This window comes from Nonomuraea sp. NPDC049784, assembly GCF_040659615.1.
Lineage (GTDB): Bacteria > Actinomycetota > Actinomycetes > Streptosporangiales > Streptosporangiaceae > Nonomuraea.
Window position 1 is genome coordinate 1 of the sequence record NZ_JBFAMX010000495.1, and the last position, 7775, is coordinate 7775.

Below are 7775 nucleotides of genomic sequence, written 5' to 3' on the forward strand. Positions count from 1 at the left end.
GTCGGACTCCCCCGCGACCGGCGGATTCGGGCCGACCTCGCCGGTCGCGGCCTGCGCTGCCGAGGTGCCGCCGGCGGTTAACGCCGCGGCGCCGCCCAGGACACCGGCCGCAAGTGCGGCCCGTCGACTCACTGTCATGTCGTTTCCCCTTCTGAGGTGGCAAATGTGGGTTTCAACGCCGCTTCAGCTGCTCCTGGAAGTCGCGGCGAATCTGGTCGCCGCCCTGACTGCGCCAGGCCTGGCGGTACTTCTCGATGTCGGTCAGCGGCCGAGAGCCGACCACGATCTGATTGATGTAGGTGGCGAAGAGTTGATCGAGCTGGGCGCCGCGCGCGTCCTGGGTGTCCGACTGAAGCCCTTCGACCGGGCTGGCGACCGACTGGCGGACCATCTGGGAGTTCATGTCCACGCAGTCCTTGGCGTTCGGGAAGATCCAGCTCTGCGGCGTCAGTCCGTAGGCGATGGCTCCCTTGTCCGCGTCGAGGTTGGTGCCCTCGACCGCGACCGGTTCCCCGTCGGCCCCACGGGTGAAGTACTCGCCGTCGGCGCCCCACCCCTGGTAGTACCACTCCTCACTGCCCACGGGCCCGCGCCTCCAGTTGAACAGCCGGAGGATCTCTGCCAGTCGATCCTTGTCCTGGGCGACCTTGGCCGAGATCGCGTTGATCCCGTAGACCCCTGCCGTCTTCCGGAAGACCGCCTTGCTCGACCCGTCGTGACCTGGCGGGACGAACGCGGCGAAGGCGCCGTCCAGCTCGGCGACCACCTTGCCGTACTGGGAGTTCGGGCGATAGAAATTTGCTGCCGAGTCCACCGCCATGCCGACCTGGCCTTGCACGACGAAGGCCCGGTAACGGTCGGTCTGACTGCCCAGCGCCAGCGCGTCGGGATGCATGCCGCCGTTCTTCCACAGCTTGACCAGCCAGTCGATCGCCGCCTCGAACTGTGGAGTTTCGAAGGCGTGGGTGAGCTTGCCGCCTTCGTACTTCCAGTTGTTGGGTACGCCGAACATGGCGTAGGCCAGGTCGAGGGCCATCCCTGGAAACGCCGTCAGCCCCCAGGTCTTCTTGGACCCTTCCGGATTTCCCTTCGTCATCGCGACCAGGAGCTCAGCCGTCTCGTCGGCGTCGGCTGGCGGCTTGGCGAAGCCGAGTTTCTCCGCCCAGTCCTTCCGGTACCGGAACTCGAGCAGCTCAACGGGCACGTCGATCGGGATGCCCCACAACCCGCCGTTGATGGTGCAGGCCTGCCACTGCTCGGTACGGACGTTGGCCAGGTTGGGGTACTCCAGTACCTTGTCGCCGGACAGGGTCTCGCTCAGATCGGCAAACGCGCCCTGCTTGATGGCCTTCAGGCAGCCCGCGGAGAAGGTCAACTGGACGACCTCGGGAAGATCACCCCCGGCCAGCATGGTGGCGAACTTCGCGTCGTAGTTGCCTGCCGACACCTCCGTCACCTTGAAGTCGATGCCGAGACGTTCGTTGAGTCCCTGCCACCACCGGTTGTCGGCGAGCGGGGTCGCCGGTGGGCCCCAGGTCAGGTGGAAGTGCCGGACGGTGCCGCCGCGGCCCGGTGCCTCGGCGACGGTCTTGGTCAGCTTCTTCGGCATCGAGGGGTAGGCCGTCGGGACACCGGGCACGTCCGGAACGATGGCCCCCGGATAGACCGGCGGTGCGACGTACGTCGGCGGCGGCACCGCGGCCTTCTTCGTGCCGGACGGTGCCGCGCCACCGGATCCGCAGCCGGTCAGGGCTGCCCCGGCGACGGCGCCGAGCCCGAGGCCGAGTGCGGCCCGCCGGCTCATCATGGGGACGCCGCCTCCGGCGCGTGGAAACTTGAACTCTGAGGACATGCTGAACTCCCAACGATTGGTCAGGGGAGTGAACTGGTGACAGGTGGCGGCAGCGCTGCGGGTGGTCAGCCCTTGATGGCGCCGGTCAGCACACCCTTGGTGAAGTACTTCTGCAGGAACGGGTAGACGATCAGGATCGGGACCGTGGCCATCACCACAACGGCCATCTGCACAGATTGGCTGGAGGGCAGGTTGTACATCTCGGGGTTGTTCATCGAGCTCATCGACGCCCCCTGGAGGACGTACGAGTTCAGCACCAGCTGAATCGGCCACTTCGAGGAGTCGTTGAGGTAGAGCATCGCGTTGAAGAACGAGTTCCAGTAGGACACCGCGTAGAACAGGCCGATCACCGCCAGCACTGCTTTGGACAGCGGCAGCACGATTTTGATGAAAATGCTCAGCTCCCCGGCGCCGTCCATGCGCGCGGCCTCAAAGAGCTCCCGCGGCAGCTGCATGAAGAAGTTCCGCATCACCACCACGTTGAAGGCCGACGCCAGCACGGGGATGATCAGCGACCAGTAGGAGTCGAGCAGCCCGAACGCCTTCACCACCAGGTAGTTCGGGATGATGCCCGCACTGAAGATCATCGTCAGCAGGACCAGATAGAGGGCCAGGCGGATTCCCGGGACCTGCCGGGTCTTGGTCAGCGCGTAGGCGAGGGTTGCGGTGACGGCCAAGGACAGCGCTGTCCCGACCAGCGTGATCAGGATCGAGACGATCAACGACCGCTGCACGATCCCACCCTTGAAGATCGTGGTGTACGACGAGAGGCTCCACTCGCTCGGGACCAGGCCGGCTGTCGTTGTGGCTTCCGGGCCGGCGAACGAGTTCAGGATCACGTACGCCAATGGGTAGATCATGATCAGCAGGATCAGACCGATCAGGACGCCCTTGAGCGTCGTCACGACACGGTTCGGCCGTTCGACCCAGGCCGGCCGAAGGGATGATGCCATCAGAACAGTCCTTCGCTGCCGGCGCGGCGAGCTATCCGGTTCGCGGCGACGATCATCAGGGTGCCGATGGCGCCCTTGAGCAGGCCGGCGGCCGCGCCGATGCCCCAATCGCCACCGAGGACGCCGCGGAAATAGACGAATGTGTCCAGCACCTGCGCCGCTTCGGCTCCGACGGAGGGCTGTTGCAACAGGATCTGCTCGAAACCGACGGACAGGACGTTGCCCAGTCTGAGGATGAGCAGCAGCACCATCACTGGCAGGATCCCCGGAAGGGTGATGTGCCAGGTGCGTCGCAGGGATCCAGCCCCGTCCACCGCGGCCGACTCGTACAGCTGGGTGGGGATCGAGGCGATGGCGGCGAAGAAGATGATCGTTCCCCACCCCACGTCCTTCCAGATCACCTGTGAGGTCAGCAGGATCTTGAACGTCTCAACGTTCGCCATCACGTTGACGCTGCCGAGCCCAAGCCGCTGGAACAGATCGGCCAGGGCTCCCGCACCACCCAGAACCTGTTGCCAGACCGCGATCACGATCACCCAGGACAAGAAGTGCGGCAGGTACACGATGGTCTGCACCAGGCGCTTTATCCGCTCGCTTAGCAGCGAGTTGAGCAGCAGCGCCAGCAGGATCGGGGCGGGGAACGCGAACGCGATCTGCAGGAACGAAATGATCAGGGTGTTGCGGACGGTGCTGACGAACTCCGGATCGTCGAACAGCTTGGCGAAGTTGTCCAGCCCGGACCACGTCGAGCCGCTCAGCCCCAGGAACGGCGAGTAGTCCATGAAGGCGATCGAGACGCCGCCCAAGGGAACGTAGTGAAACGCCAGGAAGTAGAGCATGCCAGGCAATAACAGGAAATAGATCACCTTGTGCCGTCGCAGTGCATGCGCAAGTCGTCGAATCCGTCCGAAGGGTGGGGACGACCGCGGGTTCGGACGGATCAGGGGCGTCGCGTCGGGACGAGTGACGACAACCTCACGGTCCATCGTGTCCCTCCTCTGAATGGACGTCACGGCATCGTCCTCTGTCTCGACCACCAGGGGACTTCAACGTTATAGTTGACGGCAACTGCAACGTTACAGTGGGCACGTTAACACTGGCTGGACGAGCCGTAAATGACAGCTCGGCAAGACGGAGGCGTACGTGACAGGTCGAGCCGTGGTCGAGGTCGTGCGGCGGAGCGGAGCACAGGACGAGCGCGAGCTGCAGCAGGCGCTGGACGAAGTGGCCAGGTCAGGCGGCGGGCGGGTGATCGTCGGACCCGGGGAGTGGCGGCTCCGCGAGGCGCCGTTGCGGGTGCACGCCGGTACTCGTCTGACGCTCACGCCCGCGACGCGCATCGTACGGACCGGACCGATCGAGACGATGTTGATCAATGGGCCGTACGGCGCCGAACGCACCGTCGGTGCTCACGATGGGCCCGGAAACATCATGGTCGAGGGCGGCATCTGGGATGTGAACGGCTTCGACAATCCCCGGCCGTCCTTCGGCATGGTGTTCAACCACGCAAGGGATGTTCAGGTTCGTGATCTCGAGATCCAGAACATGCCCGAGTGGCACGCCATCGAGACGAACTCGTCCCACAACGTGACGATCTCCGGATGTCGCTTCGTCACCGGCATCGCTCGCGAACCGCACGCCTACCAAACGGAGGCGGTCAGCCTCGACCTGGCCGCACCGGGGTTGACGGCCTGGGGCGCCGAGGACAACACTCACAGCAGCCACATCCGTGTGATCGACAACTTCTGCTCCGGCTATCCGACCTTCGTCGGCTGTCACACGGGGCATCCGAGTCTGCAGCACACTTCGGTCGTGATCGCGAACAACACCGCCACCGACCTGTCGTGCTGGGCGGTCAACCTGACGAACACCAGCGCTGTTTCGATCACCGCGAACGCTTTCTCCCGTACTGCCGCCGGGATCAGGATCAGGACCGGCGGTGACCGTCAGGTGACCGGCGTCGCGATCAACGGCAACGTGGTGAACTGCACCAGCGGACCCGCGGTCCACCTGGACGCCGCGGTCGGTGGAGAGATCGCGGCGACCGTCGTCAGTGGCAACTCGCTCAGCTCGCCGGCGCTGCCGATCATCGAGCAAACTGGCACGATAGAAGCCGTGCTGGGACCCAATGCGGGACACTCCTACGTCAAGGATGGCGAGCCGACGGCGAGCCGGAGCGTCTGATGCCGAGGATGTCCAGCGGTCCGACACTCAAAGAGCTGGCGACGATCATCGGCATCAGTCCGTCCGCGGTCAGCATGGCCCTGAACGGTCGCCCTGGGGTGAGTGACGAGCTTCGCGAGCGCGTGCGAGCCATTGCCGAGGAGCAGGGCTACCGCCCGAACTTCGCCGCACGCGCGCTCCGGGTCGAGCGCTCCAACATGCTCGGCCTGATCAGCCGGAACCTGAGCAACCCCGGCTACCTGCGCCTGATCGACGGCTTCAGCGGTGCTGCCGAGGAGCGCGGCTATCAGATCCTGGTCGGCACCTCTGATCTCGACCGGTCGCGCGAGACCAACATGATCAGGGCCATGACGAACCGGCAGCTCGACGGGTTGGCGATCGCGCCGATCGACGGCGAGGCCGTGCTGGCGACCTGGCAGGGTGAATCCGATCGTCCGTTGGTGCTGGTCAACTCGGCGCGCAGCGCAAGGTCATCGGGCGTGATGAGCATCCGCGGCGACGCGTCTCAGGCGGTCCGGTCGGCCCTCGACCATCTTCTCGAACTCGGGCATCGCCGGATCGGTCTGCTCACCAACCCGGGGCTGTCGTCGGCATCGGAACGGGTGTCCCTGTTCCGCCGGATGATGAGGGCCGCGGGGCTTGCGTCGCGGGTCATCTCCGGCAGCACTGCCGAAGAAACGGTCGAGCGAGTGGCCCGCGCGCTCTCCAAGGACGAACGCCCGACCGCCGTCATCACCGACAGCGACCTGCTCGCCCACTACGTCTACGACGCCGCGACCGAAACCGGACTCCGTATTCCCCATGATCTCAGCGTCGTCGGTCACGACGACCTTCCGACCTCGCACCTGCTCGGCCCTGCGCTGACGACGATCGCCGTCGACCGGTTCGAGATCGGACGGCAGGCGGCGACGATGCTGATCGAAGCCCTGAACGGGGATGAGATCGACAGACCTCATCGGGAGCTTCCCGTCGAGCTCAAGATTCGGAAGTCAACGGCCCGGCCGGCTGAGTGATCTCACCGGCTCGCTCTCACCGATCAGACGTTTCCTCACAGCACCAGCCGGTGTCGACCGACGTCACGCGACAGACGCAGGCTGTTCGAGTCGCGCGCCGGCACGACAGGAGAAGCATCCCCGATGCGCATCGCCCACATCACCGACATACACCTTCGAAGCCATATCCCTGGACACTCCACGCTGCCGGTGCGGCGGAGCCGTACGGCTCCCGAGCTGTTGGCAGGCGCGCTCGACGACGCCCGCCGTCGTGGCGCCCATCTGATCGTGATCACCGGTGACGTGGTGGACGTGCCGGGATACCTCTTCGATCCCGAACGTGACGCCGCCCGCGACGCGCTGGTCTGGCAGCGGGTTCGAGCGGACTATCGCCTCGTGCGACAGATGCTGGACGATTGCGGCATCGAGTGGATCGCCGTTCCCGGCAATCACGACAGCTATCGCGTCCACGCCGAGGAACTGGGATCCGGGCCGTTCGTCCGCGACGTCGGGAATCTGCGCGTCGTCAGCTTCTGGGATCGCGAGTCGACCGGCAACGTGCCTCGTCGCACGCTGACCGAACGGGAGAGGTTCGACTCGTCGTTGCTCGACCCAGGCATACGTCCGCAGGTCCATCTGCAGCACTTCGTCATCACGCCACGCTCGGACGAGGGCTATCCGCACACCTACGCGGAAGGTGAAGAGCTCCAGCGGCGGACCAGCGACTCCGGCCGGGTCGTCCTGTCCCTGTCCGGGCACTATCACCCGGGGGCCGAGCCGACCACGATCGGATCAACCACCTTCAGCGTCACGCCGGCACTTGTCGAGCATCCCCACCCCTACCGGATCTTCGACATCGCGCTCGACGGCGATCGAGCCGACGCCGTCCGGCACACACAGGTCGAGCTCGCGGGTGACACACCCGCCCGGAAGGCGGTGTTCCTCGATCGAGACGGGTGCATAAACACGCTTCCCACCTATAGACACGGTCCAGAGGCGATGCACCTGCTGCCGGCCGCGGCACCCGCGCTCCGGCTTCTGCGCGATCACGGTTACGCCTTGATCGTCGTGACGAACCAGTCCTGCGTCGGCCTCGGCTACGCGGAGCCGGGAACCCTGGAGGAGGTGCATGATCGAATGTCCGAGCTGCTGGCCGACGAAGGCGTCACCGTCGACGCGATCTACAGCAGTCCGGTGGCCGGGGAACAGGCGATCTCCGATCGGTACAACGTGGGTGACGCGCCGAAGCCCAGCCCGGCCATGATCGAACGCGCGGCCGCCGAGCTGAACCTCGACCTGTCCAGGAGCTACCTGATCGGCGACCGGCCATCGGACATAGCGGCCGCACAGGCCGCCGGCGTCCGGCCGATTCTCGTACGCACCGGCGACGGGCGGGCCACCGAGCGAGCCTGGGGCGACGCGCCCGCCTGCACCGTCGTCGACGATCTCGTAGCCGCGGCAGTCGAGGTGGTCGGCGGCCGAGGTTGTTCGGCTGGTTGACGCCACTCGCGCACGGCGACACCTCCGAGGAGGACGCCAGGAGCCAGTACGCCGTGCGCTCCTGCCACCCCGATGTGCCGAACCGCGTGGTCTTGGTGGCTCAAGTCCGATACATCCAGGTTTGTGGAACCTCCAGGGACGCAGAGGAACGGCGACGGCATTGCGCCTGCCGATAATTGCATCCGCCCAGGTCACGGCTCTGCAAGGGCTTCGCGTAGCGTACGCGAGCTCCGGCCACCCGGCAGACGGAAGCGGGTGCGGCAGGATGATCCGCCGTGCGCCTTCGCCTGGCCT

Annotated in this window: 6 protein-coding genes; 3 read left to right on the plus strand and 3 right to left on the minus strand. The window is 65.8% G+C overall.

Annotated features, from left to right (window positions below):
* Window positions 1-172 precede the first annotated feature (172 nt).
* The 3 genes from AB0J09_RS49290 to AB0J09_RS49300 all read right to left on the minus strand — a co-directional run bounded on the left by AB0J09_RS49290 (window position 173) and on the right by AB0J09_RS49300 (window position 3791).
* Entirely contained in the window at window positions 173-1852 is a 1680-nt protein-coding gene (locus tag AB0J09_RS49290) for an extracellular solute-binding protein (RefSeq protein WP_360707809.1), read from the minus strand.
* 65 nt (window positions 1853-1917) lie between these two features.
* Window positions 1918-2805 carry a carbohydrate ABC transporter permease gene (locus AB0J09_RS49295; RefSeq protein WP_360707811.1) on the minus strand — a complete coding sequence of 296 codons (888 nt, stop codon included), beginning with the start codon at window positions 2803-2805 and terminating at the stop codon, window positions 1918-1920.
* Window positions 2805-3791 (minus strand): ABC transporter permease subunit, encoded by a 987-nt coding sequence (locus AB0J09_RS49300; protein ID WP_360707813.1) that lies wholly within the window; start codon window positions 3789-3791, stop codon window positions 2805-2807. Before AB0J09_RS49300 ends, AB0J09_RS49295 begins: the two co-directional genes overlap by 1 nt.
* A 304-nt stretch (window positions 3792-4095) precedes the next feature.
* Here AB0J09_RS49300 and AB0J09_RS49305 point away from each other — a divergent pair, with 304 nt between their 5' ends.
* The 3 genes from AB0J09_RS49305 to AB0J09_RS49315 all read left to right on the plus strand — a co-directional run bounded on the left by AB0J09_RS49305 (window position 4096) and on the right by AB0J09_RS49315 (window position 7481).
* Window positions 4096-4989: a hypothetical protein gene (locus AB0J09_RS49305; protein ID WP_360707815.1), complete on the plus strand. Its 894-nt coding sequence runs from the start codon at window positions 4096-4098 to the stop codon at window positions 4987-4989.
* Window positions 4990-4997: 8 nt separating this feature from the next.
* The gene (locus tag AB0J09_RS49310; protein ID WP_360707818.1) at window positions 4998-6002 is read left to right on the plus strand and encodes a LacI family DNA-binding transcriptional regulator; all 1005 of its coding nucleotides are present in this window, start codon (window positions 4998-5000) and stop codon (window positions 6000-6002) included.
* A 123-nt stretch (window positions 6003-6125) separates the two neighbouring features.
* On the plus strand, window positions 6126-7481 hold the full coding sequence (locus AB0J09_RS49315; RefSeq protein WP_360707821.1) for an HAD-IIIA family hydrolase: 1356 nt from the start codon (window positions 6126-6128) through the stop codon (window positions 7479-7481).
* Window positions 7482-7775 lie beyond the last annotated feature (294 nt).

Excerpts from the sequence above, each read along its gene's own strand:
- AB0J09_RS49290 (WP_360707809.1), bottom strand. The coding sequence starts at position 1,852 with ATGTCCTCAGAGTTCAAGTTTCCACGCGCCGGAGGCGGCGTCCCCATG.
- AB0J09_RS49295 (WP_360707811.1), bottom strand. The coding sequence starts at position 2,805 with ATGGCATCATCCCTTCGGCCGGCCTGGGTCGAACGGCCGAACCGTGTC.
- AB0J09_RS49300 (WP_360707813.1), bottom strand. The coding sequence starts at position 3,791 with ATGGACCGTGAGGTTGTCGTCACTCGTCCCGACGCGACGCCCCTGATC.
- AB0J09_RS49310 (WP_360707818.1), top strand. The coding sequence starts at position 4,998 with ATGTCCAGCGGTCCGACACTCAAAGAGCTGGCGACGATCATCGGCATC.
- AB0J09_RS49315 (WP_360707821.1), top strand. The coding sequence starts at position 6,126 with ATGCGCATCGCCCACATCACCGACATACACCTTCGAAGCCATATCCCT.